Genomic DNA, 19,922 nt, shown 5'->3' on the forward strand with positions numbered 1-19,922 from the left:
AATCGCTAGTTTTTATCAAAAAATAATTTCAAAATAGAAAGGAACTTGTCCCATCCAAAATTCCAGATAACTAGAACTTACTTTGAGACGTCTCAGAGCCAGTAACTTTAGTGTACTCTTTTTTTCAACAATTTCAATCCTAAAACTCACTATTATCAACATTTTTAGTCAAAAACAGAACTTAGTCTGAGACTAAATTCTGTTGATTTTATGCAGTTTTCTCAAAGTAACTTCTGGAAGGACGGGAACTAGAACTTACTTTGAGAATTTACCCAATATATGGAGCTACCTTTGTTTTTTGAAATCCCACTAATTCAATTGGCTAAAACCTATAAAATTTGATACAATTGTTAAGAATGTTTTTTTAGAAAGTAATTGTTCTTATGCCAACAAATCACTCAAAAAGTCATCAAAGACGTCCCAAAAATAGAATACGTCGTCCTAGGTGGCAAAAATGTGTCCTTAGCATTCTTATCCCCTTACTAAGTCTGGGAACTTGGTACGGATTAAGTTTAGCCAATAGCTTTTCACAATCCCTACTCTCAGATCTATTTCCCAATCATGTACAGACAATTTATATTCTATTTTTTGCTCTTCTATATAGCAACCTAGTCCTTGCCATTACCCTTCCTTTATGGGTCTGGTGGAAAATAGTATTTAACGAAAGATTCACTTGGTGGAACCCCTCCTCACTTCTTGTCATTTTTCTTCCAGCCTTACCTGTTTTTTTATTCGCCCAGTATGAAGCAAGATTTCATCTACCTCAGTCTCCTCTTGTCATTTCTCATCGTGCTCTAAATGATCATCAAGCCATCGAAAATACGGTTGAGGCTGTCCAAATAGCTAGCCAAAGCAAGCCAGATTATATCGAAATCGACCTTTGGGAGACCGCTGACTTTGAGTTTATTGCATTTCATGATCCAAGTTTGATCAACTGGGCGGGTATTGATTATCGTCCCCATGATCTGACTTTGGCAAGTCTAACAGAAACGACAATAACAGATGCAGCTGGACATACAGCCAAAATCGCAAGTTTTGACCAGATTCTAGCTGAAGCATCCGCTCAAAATCAGAAACTCTTAATTGACTTTAAAACTTCAGAACAGGATAGTCCTCAGATGGTGGATAATTTCATGAAAAAATATCAGCAAATCTTTGAGAAAGATGGACACCAACTCCAGTCTGGCAGCTATGATTTCATGAAAACTGCCCTCTCCTACTCCCCAGCATTCGAAACATACTTGTTAATGAATACTCCTCCGGAAAATGAATTGCCTAATCTAACGGGATATAGTGTTCCATTGGACCAACTAACCGACGAATTACTTAACTATATTCGTGAATCAGGAAAATCACTTTATGTATGGACAGTCAATACTGACGAAGGTGTTCAACAAGCAGACTCAATCGGAGTAGATGGTATCATCACTGACTATCCAAGTCGTACCCAAACAATTCTATCCAGCTTATCACAAGCTAGCAAATACAATCAATTGTACCAAGAACAATTACAATTCTTTAGAATTTTCCCAGTTCACAATCAATGATTCCATTTATGATAGAATGTCATTTGTCCTATTTCCTTACTTAACCGTACATTCTCATCTCAATTTAATTCGTCTGAAATTGATTTTCATAGAATAGAAAAACCGCCAGCAAAACTGGTGGTTTTTCTATTCTATTGTAAAATTGTTATCTCGTAAACACGAAAAAGCCCACTCTTTCGAGCAGGCATGGGCAATTAATTATGCGTTGCCGCCGTTTTTCTTAATGATTTCATCTTGTACAGATTTTGGTACATCTTCGTAGTGGTCAAATACCATCATGAAAGTACCGCGACCTTGTGTTGCTGAACGAAGAACAGTTGCGTAACCGAACATTTCAGCAAGTGGCACATAAGCACGAACGATTTGTGTGTTACCACGAGCTTCCATACCATCAACGCGACCACGACGTGCAGTAACATGACCCATAACGTCACCAAGGTTATCTTCTGGTGCAGTGATTGTTACAAGCATCATTGGCTCAAGGATAGTTGGTTGAGCTGATTTAGCTGCTTCTTTAAGGGCAAGAGATGCTGCCACTTTGAAGGCTGTTTCAGATGAGTCGACATCGTGGTATGAACCATCGTAAAGCTTAGCTTTAACGTCAACGATTGGGTAACCAGCAAGAACACCGTTAGCCATAGATTCTACGAGACCTTTTTCAACCGCTGGGATGAATTCACGTGGAACCACACCACCGACGATAGCGTTCTCGAACTCGAAACCTTTACCTTCTTCGTTTGGTGTGAATTCGATCCAAACGTCACCGAATTGACCTTTACCACCAGACTGGCGTTTGAAGAAACCACGAGCTTGTGTAGAAGCGCGGAATGTTTCACGGTATGATACTTGAGGAGCACCTACGTTTGCTTCAACCTTGAATTCACGACGCATACGGTCAACAAGGACATCCAAGTGCAACTCACCCATACCAGAGATAACTGTTTCACCAGTTTCAACGTTTGTTTCAACGCGGAATGTTGGATCTTCTTCAGCCAATTTAGAAAGGGCAATACCCATCTTGTCTTGGTCAGCTTTAGACTTAGGCTCAACCATCAATTGGATAACTGGTTCTGGAACGTGGATTGACTCAAGGATGATTTTTGCTTTTTCATCTGTCAATGAGTCACCAGTTGTAGTATCTTTCAAACCAACCGCAGCGGCGATGTCACCAGCGTAAACAGTTTCAATTTCTTGACGGCTGTTTGCGTGCATTTGAAGGATACGTCCGATACGCTCACGTTTACCTTTAGAAGTGTTCAATACGTATGAACCGCTGTTAAGGACACCTGAGTAAACACGGAAGAATGTCAAACGACCTACGAATGGGTCAGTCATGATCTTGAAGGCAAGAGCTGCAAATGGCTCTTCATCTGATGCATGACGCTCTTCTTCAGCATCTGTATCTGGGTTAACACCTTTAATAGCAGGGATGTCAAGTGGGCTTGGAAGGTAGTCGATAACTGCATCAAGCATCAACTGAACACCTTTGTTTTTGAAGGCTGAACCACACAATACTGGGAAGAATTCAACGTTGATAGTTGCTTTACGGATAGCAGCTTTCAATTCGTCATTTGTGATTTCTTCACCTTCAAGATATTTCATCATCAATTCTTCATCAGTTTCAGCAACTGCTTCAACCAATTTTTCACGGTATTCTTGAGCTTGCTCAAGGTATTCAGCTGGAATATCTTCTTCAAGAATATCTGTACCAAGGTCGTTAGTATAGATTTCAGCTTTCATCTTGATCAAGTCGATGATACCACGGAACTCATCTTCAGAACCGATTGGCAATTGGATTGGGTGAGCATTTGCTTGAAGACGCTCATGAAGTGTGCTTACTGAGTAAAGGAAGTCAGCACCGATTTTATCCATTTTGTTGGCAAATACGATACGTGGAACACCGTATTCAGTTGCTTGACGCCAAACTGTTTCAGTTTGTGGTTCAACACCTGATTGTGAGTCAAGAACGGTTACCGCACCATCAAGAACGCGAAGTGAACGTTGTACTTCGATTGTGAAGTCCACGTGTCCTGGTGTGTCGATGATGTTTACACGGTGGTTGTTCCATTGAGCTGTTGTCGCAGCAGATGTGATTGTGATACCACGCTCTTGCTCTTGCTCCATCCAGTCCATTTGTGATGCACCTTCGTGAGTTTCACCGATTTTGTGGATTTTACCAGTGTAGTAAAGAATACGCTCAGTTGTCGTTGTTTTACCCGCGTCAACGTGCGCCATGATACCGATATTACGAGTTTTTTCTAATGAAAATTCGCGTGCCATGAGGTTTGTTCTCCTATAATTTTAGTTTTATACTTTATTATACCATATTTTAAGAAAAGCGAGTGGGCAAGTCCCACCCGCTTGATTTCTTACTAATGGTGTGAAGTGGATGAGGCAAGCCTCAATCCGATTTGTGATGATTGAACGAGAAGTTTGTACAATAATCTCAATTGATTTATGTAGAACTAACTTAACGTCCTCACATCCTATCTTACCAGCGGAAGTGTGCGAATGCGCGGTTTGCTTCTGCCATTTTGTGAGTATCTTCACGTTTCTTAACAGCTGCACCAGTGTTGTTTGCTGCATCCATGATTTCTTTCGCAAGGCGATCGATCATAGTGTGCTCACCACGGTTACGAGCGATTGTTACCAACCAACGAAGACCAAGTGTTGTACGACGCTCTGGACGAACTTCAACTGGGACTTGGTAGTTAGAACCACCGACACGACGTGCACGTACTTCAAGTACAGGCATGATGTTTTCCATTGCTGTTTCAAATACTTCAAGTGCATCGTTACCAGTTGCTTCTTTGATTTGATCAAAGGCACCGTAAACGATTGATGCAGCAGTACCACGTTTACCGTCCAACATAACACGGTTAATCAAACGAGTTACCAATTTTGAGTTATACAATGGATCTGGCAATACTTCGCGCTTAGGCGCTTGATTTTTACGACTCATTTATATTTCCCCCTTCTTAGCCTTTTGGACGTTTAGTACCGTATTTAGAACGGCCTTGCTTACGATCGTTAACACCTGCAGTATCAAGTGCACCACGAACGATATGGTAACGTACCCCTGGAAGGTCTTTTACACGTCCACCACGAAGAAGAACAACGCTGTGCTCTTGCAAGTTGTGACCGATACCTGGGATGTAAGCAGTAACCTCGATAAGGTTGCTCAAACGTACACGAGCAAATTTACGAAGGGCTGAGTTAGGTTTTTTAGGTGTCATTGTTCCGACACGAGTTGCAACACCGCGTTTTTGTGGTGATGAAACGTTTGTTTGAACTTTTTTACGGCTGTTGTAACCAACGTTCAAAGCTGGTGATTTAGATTTTTCTACTTTAGACTTACGTGGTTTACGTACCAACTGGTTAATTGTAGGCATCTACATTCTCCTGTATATATTTTTTATTTTTGGTGATAAGGCATTGGTGACAACCCCTATCTGTGTGTACTTTTGCAACAATTGTCAGCACGTCCCTGTACACTCTTGAGAGACCAAAAGTAAAAAGTACCGTCTAATATAGTACCATATCCCAAACCCATTGTCAAATAGATATGTTTGAAATTTTCAAGAAAAAACACAGCCAATCAGCTGTGTCATTTTGCTATTTCTTAGTAGCCCATACCCATTCCATCCATACCTTGTGGCATAGCTGGAGCAGCTGGTTCTGGTTTGTTGGCAACAACTGCTTCTGTCGTCAAAATCAAGCTGGCTACAGAAGCTGCGTTTTGAAGGGCCGAACGAGTCACCTTAACAGGGTCAATAATACCTGCATCCATCATGTTGACCCATTCGCCTGTTGCAGCGTTAAAGCCTGTTCCAAGCTCAGAATTCTTCAATTTATCAATGACAACTGAACCTTCATAGCCTGCGTTATAGGCAATCTGACGAACTGGTTCTTCCAAGGCACGAAGGACAATATTGCGTCCTGTTTCATCGTCGCCTTTCAACTCCAATTTCGCTACGCTATCGATAACATTGACAAGGGCTGTACCACCACCGGCAACGATTCCTTCTTCAACTGCGGCACGTGTTGCGTTGAGGGCATCTTCGATACGGAGTTTCATTTCTTTCAACTCAGTTTCCGTCGCGGCACCGACTTTGATAACTGCGACACCACCTGACAATTTAGCCAAGCGCTCTTGCAATTTTTCACGGTCAAATTCTGAAGTGGTTACCTCAATTTGTGACTTGATAACAGCGACACGGTTGGCAATGGCTTCAGGATTGCCAGCACCTTCAACAATGGTTGTACCATCTTTGTCAACCACAACCTTGGCAGCCTGACCAAGTGCTTCAATGGTTGCATCTTTCAAGTCCAAACCAAGGTCTTCTGTAATCACTGTACCACCTGTCAAGATCGCAATGTCTTCCAACATAGCTTTACGACGGTCCCCAAAGCCTGGAGCTTTAACAGCAACAACGTTGAATGTACCACGAATCTTGTTGAGAACAAGGGTAGGAAGTGCTTCCCCATCCACATCGTCAGCAATAATCAAAAGCGGACGGTTGGTCTGAAGAATGCTTTCCAAAAGTGGCAAAATATCCTGGATATGAGAAATCTTCTTATCAGTAATCAAGATGAATGGATTTTCAAGTTCTGCCACCATCTTTTCATTATCTGTTACCATGTATTGTGACAGATAACCACGGTCGAATTGCATACCTTCAACCACATCCAGCTCAGTTTCCATACCGCGAGATTCTTCGATAGTAATAACGCCGTCTGTTCCCACGCGCTCCATTGCTTCTGAAATGTACTCACCAACTTTTTCAGAACGTGAAGACACGGCTGCCACCTGAGCAATTTCAGCTTTATTGGATACAGGACTTGCTTGTGCTTTCAAGGCTTCAACCGCAGTCGCAACCGCGGCTTCAATCCCGCGACGAATTCCGATTGGGTTGGCACCTGCAGTTACGTTTTTCAAGCCTTCACGTACGATAGCCTGAGTCAAGACAGTAGCAGTGGTTGTCCCGTCACCAGCGATGTCATTGGTTTTTGATGCCACTTCAGATACCAACTTGGCACCCATATTTTCAAAGTGGTCTTCCAATTCGATTTCTTTGGCAATGGTCACACCGTCGTTTGTTATAAGTGGTGAACCATAAGCTTTTTCCAAGACAACATTGCGACCTTTTGGTCCCAAGGTTACTTTGACCGTGTCAGCCAAAATATCGACACCACGGACCATGCTTTCACGTGCATCTGCTGCAAATTTGATTTCTTTTGCCATTTTCCTACCTCTTATTCTACAATTGCCAAAATGTCTGCTTCACGGATGATGTGAACGGTTTGGTCTCCGTCTTTAACTTCCAATCCTGCGTGAGCATCAATCAAAACAGTATCTCCAACTGCCACCGCTGGGGCAACCAAGTCACCATTCAAGGTACGAATCCCTTGTCCGATCGCTAGGACACTTGCTTCTTTTGTCTTTTCTTGGCTTGCGCCTGCTAGGACAAAGCCACCAACTGTTTGTTCTTTTTCTTCAATTTTTACGACGATACGATCGCCCAATGGTTTTAACATTCTATTACCTCCTGGTCTTTTTAGCACTCTCTACATGCGAGTGCTAACTCACATTTCCTATTGTATCACTTGGTCAAAAATAGTCAAGAAAATTCTATTCCTTTTTCGTGAAAATCCTTCTTAAGTATGAGACAGAATTTACCTATTCATTGTTGGTAAACTATGTTATACTATTTTTAACAAGTTAGGGGGGATTCATGAAATTTTTTAGAGATTTAAAAACAGATTACCTTGAGAGTCGATTTTCTGCCCACGAAAGTTTTGCCGAATGGTTTTTAAAACGTAAATTAGGCTTTTGGGGGAAGATGATATTCGCCTATCTGCTCTGGCTAGTCTGGATATTTTTCTTTAGCCACCCTCACTACATCATCTTTTTCTTTTATGGTGTTATCCTATTGTCACTGATTGTTATGCTAGTAGAATGGTGGAGATATAGAAAATGAACAGCAAAAAACACCAACTTTCGTCGGTGTTTTTAAGGAGATATGAAAAATATTTAGGATTGACTATAGTATAGCCTACTTTTCAACATTCTCCATCGGTCTTGGGACCGATATTAAAACGGTAATTCCTCCTCTTCCAGAACCAAGTCAGCTAGGTCATCGCCAGTATTATTTTCTCGCATGGCACGTTGGGCGCGGCTTTCTAGTAATTGGAAAGATTGACCTAGAATCTCTGTCACATAGTGATTGCTGCCATCTTTTTCGTATTTACGGGTTCGCAATTCACCATCAACAGAAATCAGACTGCCCTTGCTGCCATAGGAAACAAGTGTTTCCGCCAGTTTACCCCAGAAAATAACATTGAGAAAATCCGCTTCACGTTCGCCATTTTCTGTCTTAAATCGTCTATTAACCGCAATGGTTACACGAGTCAAATTTTTACCGTTAGGGGTTTGAGTGAGTTCAGGTTGGGCCGTCAAACGACCAATTAAAATTGTTTTATTATACATATTACATCCTCCTACTTATCTATTCGTAGAAAGTTCATAAAAAGAAAGAAAATCATGAAAGAATTAATAGAAAAATTGCAAACCTCTAAACCATATACCGATGATGAACTGGCTTGGTTGCTGGAAAACATCGGTCATTATGTTCCTGCTATACGCGACGAACTGGTCTATGCTAGTTTTTGCCACATCTTTTTTGAGGGCTTGGTCACAAGGGAGCAAGCACAGTCGCTGCTACAATTCTCTCAAGAAACCAATCCTCTTTCCCTAGAAAGTTCCACACTAAAGCGAAGTTTTACTTGCTTACTTTACTGTCTGTTGCTGTCTGTCGATAATGAGCCAGAGTCTATTTATCATGCATTTTTAAGCACTAACGACCGTGACCTACTCTTCCAGCAGGCCTTGGATTATTTGGCGATTGAAAATGACTGGTCTTGCTACGATGAAAAACTCGGTTGGATCCATACCGTTGCCCACGGAGCAGATTTTCTTCTGGCCGCAAGCTGTCATGATCAATTTCCCGCTGAAAAAAGCAAAGAAGTCTGGCAAACTACTGTCACTTGTCTGACCAGACAAAGTAAAGTTTTCTCAGCTGGCGAGGAAATCCGTCTGGCACAAATTCCTGTATATTTACTACTGAATGAAAAAGTAACCAGCCAAGAGCTGACAGAATGGATGAACGAACTAGACTTTCCCAACCAAGAACCTCTGGACTACTTCCGGTGGCTCAACCTCCAGCATTTCCTATCCAGTCTCTACTTCCAACTCAATTCACATCAGGTTTTGACAGAGGAACTCCGACAAGCTATTGAAGGAAAAATTGAAACAGCATAAAAGAATTGGCCATCTGACCAATTCTTCTTTTTTCTATCCCTTCCAGTGTTTAGCTGGATCAAAAGCTTCTCCGACCACTGCGGAGTCGTCCAATTCGATAATGCCACGCACTTGTGGTGCGTTTGGCAGAGCCAATTCACGCGGACTGCACATCATACCAAAGCTATCTTCACCACGCAACTTCCCTGGGAAAATCAGGCTACCGCTCGGCATCATTGCCCCCGGAAGAGCCACAATGGTTTTCAATCCTTGGGCAGCATTTGGGGCACCGGCTACGATTTGCACTGTTTTGTCACCAACATTGACCTGACAAATATTGAGGTGGTCGCTGTCGGGATGAGGAACCAATTCCACAATCTGACCGACTACGAACTTTGGAGCATTATCGTTAACCAAGCTTTCAGTAAAACCTTCCTTAGCCAATTCAGCATTCAAGGTCGCAACTTGTTCATCTGTTAAGAAAACTTGACCATTTCCAGCAATCTCAACCAAACTTGATGCTTCAAAGATATTCCAGGCTACTGTTTTTCCTGTTTCCTCTAGGAAAACACGCGCCACTTGACCCTTGCGTTCAAACTGAACAGGCTGACCCTTGTCTTCAGCCACAATCACCATAAGAACATCGCCGACGTGTTCCTTATTATATGTAAAAATCATTTCTTTTCATTTCTCCTTTATGCAAATAGACCGGTCAAGCCTTTCCAAAGATTTTCAAAGAAGGCACCGATTTTTTCTAGAATTCCTGAATCTTGTAGATTCTTATAGGCTTCTGAAATTTGTTGCTCCGCCTGTTGCTTGAACTGGTTGAGCTGGGCAGCAACCTCAGCCGAATCAATGGCAGAAGTTTCCTGATAGGCTTTGGCAAAGGTAACCAATTTTGAAACTTCATCTGCTGTGATGACATTTTCCAAACCGTTATTGGCCAAGACATCGTTGATAATAGTATTGATGTCCGATTCAGAAGCTACCTGACCGTTGGACTGTTTGTAGTCTGCAAGTGCCGTCTTGATTTCTGCGACTGCCTTGTCCAAAGCTGAACTATCAAAATTGGCGTCACCTGTATGGGCTGTTGCCACTTCGTTAACAGTCGTTAATTCTTGTTGGGCTACCTCTGTCCGAGCCGGGTCAACTGTTTCACCATTGGCCGCAAGAGCCTTGTAAACACCTGTCAAAGCAGACTCCCCTGTCACCTTAATCGGTGCTGCCACATCAATCAAGACATCCGTCGCACCAGCTGTAATAGCCGCATTGGCATACTGTGTTTCGGTAATCAAGGTGATGTTCTGTGGCGTCTTAATATCCACCACAACCCCTTTGCCAGCGTCCTGCTTTTGCACCAAGACAGATGAATAGAGGGAGGCTGTGTCCGCTCCAGATGTACCTAAATATTGGTCCATATCCGCGCCAACAACCACCTGACGGCTAACATTATTGACATCCGAAATACCAAATAGATTGTTAACCTCTGTCGCCTGCGCATCTGACAAACCTCCACCGTAGACTAGTGTTGGCTTGCCCCATTTTTCATTGATAACATCTGTTTGAATCTCAGCCTGCACCAAGGGAGCAAGACTCAAACTCAACCCCAGCACCACAGGTGCTAGAAGGATTTTTCCTAGTGATTTCTTCATGTTCTTTCCTTTCTTTTGGGAAATGGCAGAGCTTCTCTGCTAATTTATCTACCCAGTCCAGATAAGAAGTTCATGATTTCTTCCTTGGTCTTGCGATTCTTATCGACAAAACGACCGATTTCCTGACCATTTTCCAAAACAACCAGACTTGGAATGCCTAAAATAGCCCATTCCTGTGCCAAAGGCATAAAGTCATCTCGATCCAGTTGCACAAAACGGAAATCTGGAAAAGCCTCTTCGATAGCTGGCACATGCGGTTTGATATAGTGGCAATCCCCACACCAAGTCGTCACAAATAGAAAAACGGTTGGCTTGCCATCTTCAATCAAGGCAGCCACTTCTTCAAGATTTGTTGGAAAAATCATCTTTCTTCCTCCCTGTACTGAATAGAACCTTGGGTATTTTCAAATAAAAACACCTGTCCTGCCTCCATCACAACCCCGCCAATAAGCTGGTCACGAGTTGAGGCTGTTTCATCCACATAGACCGTGGCAATCTCTCCTAAATCAGCGAAAAAGTCACGCACCTCCTGCAAGGCCTGTGCTTTTTTACGGTCTTCTTGGATTTTACGGTAAAATTGAGCACTAGCGGTGAGCACACCTGCCCCCAATAAGCCTGCTAGCAAGGCTGTCTTTTTCTTTTTCATGTTGACTATTTTATCATATTTCCCAGGATTTTTCCCAAAAATGCCATTGAACTTGTGACAGCTGAGACAAACTCGCACCACTTGACAAAAGACTTAAAAATAGATAGAATGGTCTTACAGTGATAAATGTTTGTCAACACTTGGCAATCAAAAAGCCCCCAACGTTCCCAGCGTTGAGGGTTTTCTTTTGCCCCTGGGGCCTACTTGTCACGATTGTTAAGCCATCTTTCAAACAAAACTGTTAGAAAACTGACGAACAAAGGTACAAGAAAAACTGTGATAAATGCTTCCCACACTTAGCAATCACCTCCTCTCTATTTTGAGGGGCATTTCTATCCTAGCAAACTTCAATCATTCTTGTCAATACTATCCATATTTTTCTATATTTTTAAGACAAGTCTGGCTCTTCGTGATAAAATAGTAGTAATCATATCATGGAGGAAGAAGTATGACTCTTTTTGAAAAAATTAAAGAAGTTACAGAATTACAAAGTCTACCGGGATTTGAAGGACAGGTTCGCAATCACATCCGCCAGAAAATCACACCACATGTAGACCGCATTGAAACAGATGGACTGGGTGGAATTTTTGGTATCAGAGATACGACTGTTGAAAATGCTCCTCGTATCCTAGTGGCCGCCCACATGGATGAGGTTGGTTTTATGATTAGCCAAATCAAGCCAGACGGTACTTTCCGTGTTGTCGAATTAGGTGGCTGGAATCCTCTGGTTGTTTCTAGCCAGGCCTTCACTCTTCAGTTGCAGGACGGTCGTACCATTCCAGCCATCTCAGGCTCAGTACCACCTCACCTTTCACGTGGGGCTAACGCTCCTGGCCTGCCTGCCATTGCTGATATTATTTTCGATGCTGGTTTTGACAGTTATGACGAAGCCTGGGCTTTCGGCGTTCGTCCGGGAGATGTCCTCGTTCCCAAAAATGAAACAATTCTAACAGCCAACGGAAAAAATGTTATTTCTAAGGCTTGGGACAACCGCTTCGGTGTCCTTATGGTGACGGAATTACTGGAAAACCTATCCGGTCAAGCATTGCCAAATCAGTTAATTGCTGGGGCCAATGTGCAAGAAGAGGTTGGCCTACGTGGTGCTCATGCCTCTACAACCAAGTTCAATCCAGACATTTTCCTCGCTGTTGATTGCTCGCCCGCTGGAGATATTTATGGCGACCAAGGAAAAATTGGTGACGGTACTCTGCTTCGTTTCTACGATCCTGGCCATATCATGTTAAAAAACATGAAAGACTTCCTCCTCACAACTGCCGAAGAAGCAGGTGTCAAATTCCAATACTACTGTGGTAAAGGTGGAACAGATGCTGGTGCAGCTCACTTGAAAAATCATGGCGTTCCATCAACAACCATCGGTGTCTGCGCTCGCTACATCCATTCTCACCAAACCCTCTACAATATGGATGACTTCTTAGAAGCTCAAGCCTTCTTGCAGGCTATCGTTAAAAAGCTAGACCGCTCAACAGTTGATTTGATCAAGAATTATTAGACAGTTATGCAAAGCGAAGAAGTCCCCTATGATTGCTGAGTCTACCCAACTAGTAAAAAATAACATAACAGTAAACGCTCTCTAACCTGTATCGTCATATTCTGGCATTCACCGATAAGTCTGAGCCTATTATAAGAAACAAACCTATAGCAAACGAAGCACCCAAGTTAACATAGCGTTTGCATTTTACAAGTAATCTGATATAATGGAAATAGAAAAGGAGTTGGTCTGCAAACCAACCCCATGTAGAACCGTTAAAAAGACGGCGGCTCGTATTACAGATTTAATCCGTCCTACTCGCGCAAAAGTGGGGACGGATTATTTTTTGTCATTATCTTTGAAGATTTTATAGCACAAACCAATCAAAGCAACTGTGAAACCACCGAAACTTAAAATCGTCTGCACAACTTCAAAAGCTGTCAAAAGAACGCTCCTCCTTTCCGTCAGATTTTGATGAATTGCCCATAGGCATCACCTCACTTTCAGAAAATCAAGAGCTACCGTCTTCACTTTTCTACTCATCTAGTATATCATATTTTATCCCTAAAAATTGTTGGAATAGCGTAGTCTTTCCGAATTTTTTTGCAATCCAAAAAATCTTCCTACTGTTTAGTAAGAAGATTTTTTATGTTGACTAACTATCCTTGTTTGCGTCTTCTTGCACCTGCAAGACCAAGACTGGACAATGCTGTCACACCTACGAGTGCCAACAGACTTGTTTGTTCCCCTGTGTTTGGCAAGGCCTTAGCTCGTTCGACACGTGAGTAAGTAATACCTTGTGGTGTGACGGTTACACCTGCTTGTGTGTTCATCACCACAACCTCACCGCCTACAACCTTCGCATCTTGACCTTTAACAGTAACATCTTTGAATTCATCGATGACAACTACTGGTTTTCCACCAGTTGTTGATTCTATTTTGGGTACTGTAACAACAGTTCCGTCAGGCAATGTGACAATTACCTTGTTTTTCGCTTGATTTTCTAAATCTTTTAGTTTCGCTTGATTCAAATCAAACTTCGCTTTGAGTTCTTTGTATTCTGACAGTTTTGTATCGCGTTCCGTCAGTAATGTTTCTAAAAGGGCACTCGCATCGTCAAATGTTTCCTTAGCTTCTTTGAGCTGTTGTTGGGCTTTTGCGTAGTTGCCCTTAGCCTCCTCTAGTTTCTCAGGTGCATTTTGCAAATCAAGCAGCTCCTGTTCTGCACTGCGGACAGCTTTCTTTGCCTCCTCAAGCCCTGTCTCAGCTTGAGTAAGATTTTTCTGTGCCTTATCACGAAGTCCCTCAAGTCGAATAAGTTCTTCTTCCTCTTTTGTCAAAACTTCTTTAGCTGACTTCAGTTCGGATTGTTGGGTTGTGAGTTCATTCTGAGCTTCTTTAAGAATTCTAACCTTATCTGCATTATCAGATGTCAATGCTGTCACACGATTATTAGCAACTTTCAGTGCATTTTCATCTGTTGATAAAATATTTTGAGCTGTTTCTAATTCAGACTTCATACTCGAAATTATGTTTGTAATTTTTTCTTCTGCTATTTTTTGTGCATTATTAAAATTATTTAAAGCAGTAACAGCGTCTTCTCGCTTAGTATTTTTATGGTAAAGAGTCTCCTCCCAAACATAACGGAAAGTAGTTTTTGGCAGAAACTTGATACGTTTACCATTAAAGTAGTATTCAGAACGAAGTGGGTCAGAATCTTTATTTTCTGCCCTAGCTAAAAAATAAGAGCTATAAGGCGGATTTTTATACATTTTTCCATCATATTCAGATATTGAATACACACTTTCATCTAGGTTCGAAGGAAGCACTCCATAAACATCCCTATCTGTTGTCGAAACAAAGGTCAGAATGCTGTATCCATCTGTATTTTGAATAGCAAATCCTGTACCTGTAGCCCCTAATAATGGTATTCTGTGTCCGTAATTAAATTCATTTCCTTCCTCAGGATTTTCAGCACCATAGAGATATGCATTAGAAAAGTCGTTAAAATAGCTCAACAATTCATTATAGGCAATTTGTCTTTCGTCTAAATTAGACTTAGTAGGTAATGAACCCCATGAAGCATTCTCTGTTTCACCCAAAAGATTAAAATCAGCAGGATTCAAGACCGTATCGTGGCTGAGTTTGTGATTTTTTGCCATCTCATCTGTTCTGGCTTTGGCCCATTTCAAAGCTGATTCAGTTACCTCAGGAACTGGAATATCAATACCATTGATGCGGCGTAATTCAACAATATATTCACGAAGATACTCAGAAACTTTTTTATAGTCAACTGTTTTTCTCTGATTGAATGCCTCTTTGTTGGGAAGAACAATTGTTTCAACTTTTTCACCATCAAATATCACATTTTCATTAGCTGTAACATAATATGTTTTTCCATTTTTAACATACGTTGGGTCTTTAGGTGTGGAAACCAACTCGCTCTCACTTACCTCATGTCTTCCTAACTCACGCTCTACTACTTCTGTATAGTATTCTGGTCCTGCACTTGTTACAGCTTGTTCCAGTTCTTGACGCTTTTTAGTACCATTAGCAATTAGGTCACGTTGCTCTTGCTCTCTTGTAGATAGACTAGATGTTAGATCGGATACTGTTTTTTGCCCTTCTTTTACTTTTGCATCTAGATACCCGGCTTCTTGTTGTGCTTTCAATAATGATTCAGAATCAAACGCAACCTCGGCTGTATTCACCTTTTGTTGTGCTGCATCTACATCAGCCTGTTCTTTAGAGGTCACTTTTTTAGCCGACTCAACAACCTTAGTTTGGTTATCTACAGCATCCTGAGCTTCCTTAACAGCATCTTGAGATACCTGTACTGCTGTTTCTTTAGTTGCTTGGTTTGTTTTAGCATTTTCAACATCATCTTCAGCATTTTGGATATTTTCTGGTGTAGCTTGAGCGACCTTCTCCTCTGCTTTAGTTAATTGTTCCTTAGCTTGAGAAGTTGCTTGTTCAGCTGTTTCGAGAGAACCTTTTGCAGCTTCAACAACAATTTGTTGAGCATCTACAGACGCTTGTGCTTGCTCAGCTACTTCAAGGGCAGATTGAACAGTAGCAGCTGTTACAGGAACCTCAGCGACAGTTGTTGCTGTTTCAACTGTTGCAGTTACTTCCTCTGCTTGGACTGGTGTACCAACGGTTGCAAGGGTAATTGCAGTTGTCGCTGCAAAACCTCCAAATATATAATTGTTCTTTCTCATCTTTTCCTCCTGATTATGCTAATAGGAAGGGCTTGGCCTAAGTGTCAAGCCCTGCTATACTAGTATAGCAGGGCTTTTGTCAAGTATTTTGCTTGATTTTTAAGAATTTTGTCAAAAACTTTTTGGGTAAAATTTTAATATCAGAATAACTCTTCTAAAATGTACTTCCTCACATAAGTAATAAAGTAAAGCGAGCCTGTAATCAGGTAAAGTTTTTTGGGATTGCCCAACTCCGCCTGCTCCAACCACTCCTGATAGGTCTGAACTCGTTCATAGCCTGACGGATAATCTTTTAACTGCACCGCTCTGAAATCGTCAAAAGTCGTCACGCTAACAGGTCCAAATTGGCTAAGCTGGGACAACATCTGGTCCACTGGCTTGGTATTGATGGCTGCAAAGAGAATTTCAATATCTCTGTCAGCATACTTTTCTTCCAAGAGCTGGGTCAGGACGGCGATACTTTCATTATTGTGGGCACCGTCAATCATGAGATTAGGTCTAATCAACTCTATGCGACCTGGCCAGATGGCTTGGGACAAGCCCTGGCGGATGGTTTCATTGGTAATCTTTGGAAAATCAGGGCTTAGAAGCTGAGCTGTTGTCACTGCCAAGGCTGCATTGACCTCCTGGTGACGGCCCTGCATCTGTAGCCTCAAACCCTCAACACGGCCGAAAGGACTTGAAACTGCAAAGCCTGCTCTGCTATTTTCCAAAAGAATCTCCCGCCCCACCGCATAGGTCGGACTCTGAAGCTGACGAGCGTGATCCTCAAATACTGCCACCACTTCTGGCTGATTGGTCGCATAGAGGAGCGGAACCCCCTCACGCAAGACGGCGACCTTGTGACGGGCTATAGCAGCGTGGGTCTCTCCCAAAAAAGCCTGATGGTCCAAGCCGATGGACGGGCAAACTACTGCCAAGGGGGCAAGGACATTGGTCGCATCCTGCAAACCGCCCATGCCTGCCTCCACCAAGAGAATATCGGGGCGTTGGTAGTGGGCAAAATAGACAAACATGGCCACCACTACAATCTCAAACTCCGAGATGGCATCCAGTCCAGCCGTCTGGTCCAAGTCCTCAATCAAGGGTTGCAAGTCTGTCACAATCCTCGCAAAATCCTCCTCCGAAATCATCTCTTGCTGGTAGACAATCTGCTCTCGAAAATCAATGATAGACGGTGATGTAAAGCGGCCGACGGTGTAGCCAGAAGCCTGTAGGATGGACTGTAAGGCATTGAGGGTCGAACCTTTACCGTTTGTGCCCACAAAGTGAATGGTCGGCACTTGAAGTTGGGGATTGTCCAAACCTTCCAATAGCCATTTGACACGTGCAACCCCATGTTCTAAATCAGAGGCCGGGCGACTAGATAGCCACCGGCGAGTTTCTTGATAATTCATGATTCCCTCTCTACAAAAGCAGCAACAGGGGGATGACCTGTTGCTCGAAACTGTTTTTATTTAATACCCATTAACTTGGCCAATTCAGGTATTTTTTGTAAACTTGGCAAGACAAGCATGGTCACGACAATGCGTAATGGAATTTCAAAAATAGCTTTTATGAAACGACTGCTATACAAGGCAATCCAAGGTGTTCCAAAATGGAAATGGAGGGCGATAGGCGTCATGATAAAGGAAATCACAACCTGAATCAAGACAACAACCCCTGCAACATAGAGCCAATCAGCCTTGTTCTTGGTGTCTAGCGGCTTCTGATAAAAGAACCAGCCATAGATAAAAGCCGATACCGCCTCAATCAAAATCCAAGTGAAGAGGACAGTTTGCCCGCTAAACAAGACAAAGACTGGGTCTGCAATCGCCGCAAAGACAGCCGCCCAAACCGGACCAGCAATAGCTCCCAAAATAGTATTGGGAATAAAGGTAAACTGGACCTGCAAGGTTTCTGAAATCCGAATGGAGAAATAGTTCTCCACAACCATAACCAAGGCAAGGGTCATCGCAATAGCAGTCAACAACTGCACCGTTAGTTTTGGAATTTTCTTTTCCATAAAAAATGCTCCTTTTTCAAAAAATGGAGCTGTCGTGTGTATTCGACAGCGGATGCAATGGTTTACCGCGCTAGTCTCAGCCAGACCCCAATGCTCCTACTCTAGGAGACACCAGATACAAGCAAAGATATAGTCTTTTAGTTTACTTTTAGTACTCGCTCCAAAGGTTCGGGGAACCTTTGGAGGTTGGAGATAAAGCGAACAAAGTTCGCATCAAAAGCCGCAGGCATAACTGGAGTTAGGCAAGGCGAGTTCAAACACTCCAGTGGAGTGTTTGAAGTTGGAAATAAGGAAACGGAGTTTCCTCTTACGTCGAAGTAATAAAAGAAAAACTAAATGACGATAAGCTTCGTTATGTGGCAACATCCCATCCACATACACTTGACGCAAACCATCTACTCTGTGCAAATTTCTTTGCCTAACCATTGTACCATAATTCATCTAGGCTGACCAATCACTTCTAACTATGACAGGCTATGTGAAACAGCTATAGATATAGTCTTCTAGTTTACTCTTAGTACTCGCTCCAAAGGTTCGGGGAACCTTTGGAGGTTGAAGATAAAGCGAACAAAGTTCGCATCAAAAGCCGCAGACATAACTCAATGCTTTCTTGTTTCTAGGCATTGACTTGAAACAGTCCCCCAGACTGCTTGGACAGTCAATGAACTGTCCAAGGTTGGATATAATACTTGCAAAGCAAGTCACTATTACAAAATCAGGCAAGGCGAGTTCAAACACTCCAGTGGAGTGTTTGAAGTTGGAAATAAGGAAACGGAGTTTCCTCTTACGTCGAAGTAGTAAAAGCAAAACTGAATGACGATAAAAGGCCGGTGCTGACACCGACCTTGCCTATATCTGATTATTTCAAACGTTCAACTTCACGCGCAATAACCAATTCTTCATCCGTTGGAATAACCAAGACACGAACTTTTGATTCTGGCGTTGAAATGTCACCATAGTTGCCAAATACATTTTTTGCTGGGTCCAACTCAATACCAAACCAAGACAAACCTGCAATGACATCATTTCGCATTGCAGCAGCATTCTCACCCATTCCTGCTGTAAAGATGATGGCGTCAGCACCATTTAAAACTGCAAGATACTGACCGATAAATTTCTTAATACGGTCAATGAAAATATTGTAGGCCAATACTGCATCTGGATTGTGAGATTGGATGCCTGCTTCAATATCGCGCATATCACTTGAAAGACCAGATACACCAAACAAGCCTGACTGTTTATTCAACATGTTAATAACGTCTGCAGCATCTTTCAACTCTTCAACATTCGCAATCAAGTAAGGAATGATAGCAGGATCAATATCCCCTGAACGAGTTCCCATCATCGGACCAGCCAGAGGTGTGAAGCCCATTGACGTATCCACAGATTTACCATGATAGTTAGCAGTGATGGATACACCATTTCCGATATGAGCCGTAATTAATTTCAATTCTTCAATTGGACGACCCAAAACTTTTGCTGCCTCATGCGCTACATAGAAGTGGCTTGTCCCATGAGCACCATACTTACGAACTTTATAGTCTGTATAATATTTTTTTGGAATCGGATAGAGATAAGCGTGTTTTGGCATTGTTGTATGGAAAGCAGTGTCAAAAACAGCTACATTCAATACTTCTGGCAATACTTCTTCAAATGCGCGCATCGCCGCCACGTGTGCTGGGTTATGAAGTGGTGCCAAGGCACTCAACTCTTCAATTTGCTCAACCTCTTTTGGTCCAATAACAGCTGATTCTTTGAAAATCTCTCCACCTGCAACAACACGGTGTCCAACACCTGTAATTTCTTCATAAGTTGCAATAATATTGTGTTTGAGCAAATCCTCTAAAAGAATTTTAACCGCAACTGTATGATTAGGAATGTCTAATACTTCGGTATCTTTCTTCCCATCATATTTAACTGTAGAAATAGAATCATTTAAGCCGATACGCTCGATAATACCCGCTGCTAAAACTGTTTCTTCTGGCATTTGGTATAATTGCCATTTTAAACTAGAACTACCTGCATTAATTGCAATTGTTTTTGACATAATGTTCCCCTTTTA

19 protein-coding genes are annotated in these 19,922 nt (G+C 42.2%); 4 read left to right on the top strand and 15 right to left on the bottom strand.

Going from position 1 to position 19,922, the window contains the following annotated elements; all coding sequences use genetic code 11:
- The first annotated feature begins 383 nt into the window (after positions 1 to 383).
- On the top strand, positions 384 to 1,547 hold the full coding sequence (locus tag C1E99_RS14075; protein ID WP_105207832.1) for a glycerophosphodiester phosphodiesterase family protein: 1,164 nt from the start codon (positions 384 to 386) through the stop codon (positions 1,545 to 1,547).
- 198 nt (positions 1,548 to 1,745) lie between these two features.
- Here C1E99_RS14075 and fusA read toward each other — a convergent pair whose 3' ends face one another.
- The 5 genes from fusA to groES all read right to left on the bottom strand — a co-directional run bounded on the left by fusA (position 1,746) and on the right by groES (position 7,085).
- On the bottom strand, positions 1,746 to 3,827 hold the full coding sequence (gene fusA / locus C1E99_RS14080; protein ID WP_024419398.1) for an elongation factor G: 2,082 nt from the start codon (positions 3,825 to 3,827) through the stop codon (positions 1,746 to 1,748).
- Positions 3,828 to 4,038: 211 nt separating this feature from the next.
- Positions 4,039 to 4,509, bottom strand: coding sequence for a 30S ribosomal protein S7 (gene rpsG / locus C1E99_RS14085; RefSeq protein WP_002940031.1), 471 nt, complete (start codon positions 4,507 to 4,509; stop codon positions 4,039 to 4,041).
- Positions 4,510 to 4,525: 16 nt separating this feature from the next.
- Positions 4,526 to 4,939 carry a 30S ribosomal protein S12 gene (gene rpsL / locus C1E99_RS14090; protein WP_002940030.1) on the bottom strand — a complete coding sequence of 138 codons (414 nt, stop codon included), beginning with the start codon at positions 4,937 to 4,939 and terminating at the stop codon, positions 4,526 to 4,528.
- 230 nt (positions 4,940 to 5,169) lie between these two features.
- Positions 5,170 to 6,792, bottom strand: a complete 1,623-nt coding sequence (gene groL, locus C1E99_RS14095) for a chaperonin GroEL (protein ID WP_014637331.1) — start codon at positions 6,790 to 6,792, stop codon at positions 5,170 to 5,172.
- 11 nt (positions 6,793 to 6,803) lie between these two features.
- Complete coding sequence (gene groES / locus C1E99_RS14100) at positions 6,804 to 7,085, bottom strand: co-chaperone GroES (protein WP_014637330.1); 282 nt, start codon at positions 7,083 to 7,085, stop codon at positions 6,804 to 6,806.
- A 197-nt stretch (positions 7,086 to 7,282) separates the two neighbouring features.
- On the opposite strand from groES, the gene C1E99_RS14105 reads away from it, so the two are divergent.
- Positions 7,283 to 7,528, top strand: a complete 246-nt coding sequence (locus C1E99_RS14105) for a hypothetical protein (RefSeq protein WP_105106873.1) — start codon at positions 7,283 to 7,285, stop codon at positions 7,526 to 7,528.
- Positions 7,529 to 7,641: 113 nt separating this feature from the next.
- On the opposite strand, the gene C1E99_RS14110 is transcribed toward C1E99_RS14105, so the two are convergent.
- Positions 7,642 to 8,037 carry a single-stranded DNA-binding protein gene (locus C1E99_RS14110; protein ID WP_044676376.1) on the bottom strand — a complete coding sequence of 132 codons (396 nt, stop codon included), beginning with the start codon at positions 8,035 to 8,037 and terminating at the stop codon, positions 7,642 to 7,644.
- Between the two features lie 54 nt (positions 8,038 to 8,091).
- Between C1E99_RS14110 and C1E99_RS14115 the strand changes: the two genes are divergently transcribed.
- The gene (locus C1E99_RS14115; protein ID WP_105207833.1) at positions 8,092 to 8,868 is read left to right on the top strand and encodes a DUF2785 domain-containing protein; all 777 of its coding nucleotides are present in this window, start codon (positions 8,092 to 8,094) and stop codon (positions 8,866 to 8,868) included.
- A gap of 33 nt (positions 8,869 to 8,901) precedes the next feature.
- Here the strand turns inward: C1E99_RS14115 and ytpR are convergent, their stop codons facing one another.
- From ytpR to C1E99_RS14135, 4 genes are read right to left on the bottom strand one after another with little or no spacing between them, the layout of a single operon-like run.
- The gene (gene ytpR / locus C1E99_RS14120; protein ID WP_044765560.1) at positions 8,902 to 9,525 is read right to left on the bottom strand and encodes a YtpR family tRNA-binding protein; all 624 of its coding nucleotides are present in this window, start codon (positions 9,523 to 9,525) and stop codon (positions 8,902 to 8,904) included.
- 17 nt (positions 9,526 to 9,542) lie between these two features.
- Entirely contained in the window at positions 9,543 to 10,499 is a 957-nt protein-coding gene (locus C1E99_RS14125; protein WP_105207834.1) for a DUF1002 domain-containing protein, read from the bottom strand.
- Between the two features lie 44 nt (positions 10,500 to 10,543).
- A complete protein-coding gene (locus C1E99_RS14130) occupies positions 10,544 to 10,864 on the bottom strand; it encodes a thioredoxin family protein (RefSeq protein WP_014735298.1) in 321 nt (106 codons plus the stop codon).
- On the bottom strand, positions 10,861 to 11,145 hold the full coding sequence (locus C1E99_RS14135) for a DUF4651 domain-containing protein (protein WP_002940015.1): 285 nt from the start codon (positions 11,143 to 11,145) through the stop codon (positions 10,861 to 10,863). The genes C1E99_RS14130 and C1E99_RS14135 overlap by 4 nt, the downstream gene beginning before the upstream one ends.
- A gap of 448 nt (positions 11,146 to 11,593) precedes the next feature.
- On the opposite strand from C1E99_RS14135, the gene pepA reads away from it, so the two are divergent.
- Positions 11,594 to 12,655: a glutamyl aminopeptidase gene (pepA, locus tag C1E99_RS14140; RefSeq protein WP_105207835.1), complete on the top strand. Its 1,062-nt coding sequence runs from the start codon at positions 11,594 to 11,596 to the stop codon at positions 12,653 to 12,655.
- Between the two features lie 318 nt (positions 12,656 to 12,973).
- Here pepA and C1E99_RS14145 read toward each other — a convergent pair whose 3' ends face one another.
- The 5 genes from C1E99_RS14145 to C1E99_RS14165 form a co-directional block, all read right to left on the bottom strand.
- Complete coding sequence (locus C1E99_RS14145; protein ID WP_105149115.1) at positions 12,974 to 13,114, bottom strand: putative holin-like toxin; 141 nt, start codon at positions 13,112 to 13,114, stop codon at positions 12,974 to 12,976.
- A gap of 179 nt (positions 13,115 to 13,293) precedes the next feature.
- On the bottom strand, positions 13,294 to 15,855 hold the full coding sequence (locus tag C1E99_RS14150) for an LPXTG cell wall anchor domain-containing protein (RefSeq protein WP_105207836.1): 2,562 nt from the start codon (positions 15,853 to 15,855) through the stop codon (positions 13,294 to 13,296).
- A gap of 140 nt (positions 15,856 to 15,995) precedes the next feature.
- Positions 15,996 to 17,252 carry a bifunctional folylpolyglutamate synthase/dihydrofolate synthase gene (locus C1E99_RS14155; protein WP_105207837.1) on the bottom strand — a complete coding sequence of 419 codons (1,257 nt, stop codon included), beginning with the start codon at positions 17,250 to 17,252 and terminating at the stop codon, positions 15,996 to 15,998.
- Positions 17,253 to 17,308: 56 nt separating this feature from the next.
- Positions 17,309 to 17,860: a folate family ECF transporter S component gene (locus C1E99_RS14160; protein ID WP_105106881.1), complete on the bottom strand. Its 552-nt coding sequence runs from the start codon at positions 17,858 to 17,860 to the stop codon at positions 17,309 to 17,311.
- An 859-nt stretch (positions 17,861 to 18,719) separates the two neighbouring features.
- Complete coding sequence (locus tag C1E99_RS14165) at positions 18,720 to 19,907, bottom strand: acetate kinase (RefSeq protein WP_105207838.1); 1,188 nt, start codon at positions 19,905 to 19,907, stop codon at positions 18,720 to 18,722.
- Between the last annotated feature and the right edge of the window lie 15 nt (positions 19,908 to 19,922).

It is taken from the genome of Streptococcus suis (assembly GCF_002964045.1).
Classification (GTDB): domain Bacteria; phylum Bacillota; class Bacilli; order Lactobacillales; family Streptococcaceae; genus Streptococcus; species Streptococcus suis_U.